General features: G+C 65.2%; 2 protein-coding genes. Both read left to right on the top strand.

The window, feature by feature from the left end; translation table 11 throughout:
- A partial coding sequence (locus EN884_RS36995; RefSeq protein WP_164895463.1) for an amidohydrolase family protein occupies nt 1–726 on the top strand: 726 nt, incomplete at its 5' end.
- Nucleotides 723–984, top strand: a 262-nt coding sequence (locus EN884_RS36990) for a GntR family transcriptional regulator (protein WP_128361179.1), incomplete at its 3' end; no start/stop codon positions are given. The genes EN884_RS36995 and EN884_RS36990, both read left to right, overlap by 4 nt.

The raw sequence follows: 984 nt of genomic DNA, 5'->3' as shown, positions 1-984 counted from the left end.
GCCGAGAGACCGGAAGAACTGATTGACGTGACTGGACTGGCGCCGGACGGGAATATCCACATCCACATTGCCGAGCAGGTGAAAGAAGTCGAGGATTGCCTTGCCTGGTCGGGCGCGCGGCCGGTCGAATTTCTGCTGGCCAATGCCAAAGTCGACAAGCGCTGGTGCCTGATCCACGCCACCCACATGACCGATGCTGAAACCGTTGCCATGGCCAAAAGCGGTGCCATCGCCGGCCTATGCCCGATCACCGAGGCCAATCTCGGTGACGGCACTTTTGCCGCGCCGCTGTTCAGGGAACATGGCGGCCGCTATGGCGTCGGCTCCGATTCCAATGTGCTCATCGGCCTGCCCGACGAGTTGCGCCAGCTCGAATATTCGCAGCGCCTCGCCCACCGCGCCCGCAATGTGCTGGCGGTCGCAGGCGGCTCGACCGGCCGCGCACTGTTCGACGCCGCGCTCGACGGTGGCAGCGTCGCGCTTGGCGCCGGTGCTTCCGCGATCGCCGCCGGCGCATCCGCCGATCTTGTCTCGCTCGATCCCAAAAATCCCTCGCTGGCCGGCAAGAGTGGCGACGCGATCCTCGACGCCTGGATCTTCGCCAATGGCAGCAAGGTCGACTGCGTCTGGGTGCATGGCCGCAAACAGGTCAGCGGCGGCAGGCATGTGAAGCGAGAGGCCATCGCTGAGCGTTTTCGCAACGTGATGACGGCGCTTTCGGCATGAGCATGGCCGGTACAGTGGAGGCGGAAGGCGGCGGCTCGCTGCACCAGCGCATCCTCTCCGACATCAGCGAGAAAATCCTGTCCGGCGCCTGGGCGCCCGGTCATCGCATCCCGTTCGAGCATGAGTTGAGCGTGCAATACAATTGCTCGCGCATGACGGTGAACAAGGCGCTGTCGCAGCTTGCCAAGGCCGGACTGATCGAGCGCCGCCGCCGCTCAGGCAGCTTTGTGCGCCGGCCGCAGTCGCAGGCCGCGGTGC

This window comes from Mesorhizobium sp. M7A.F.Ca.AU.001.01.1.1 (assembly GCF_004022735.1).
In the GTDB taxonomy this organism is placed as follows: Bacteria; Pseudomonadota; Alphaproteobacteria; order Rhizobiales; family Rhizobiaceae; genus Mesorhizobium; species Mesorhizobium ciceri.
Note: the sequence above shows the minus strand (reverse complement) of the source record. Positions and strands in the feature narration are given on the sequence as shown.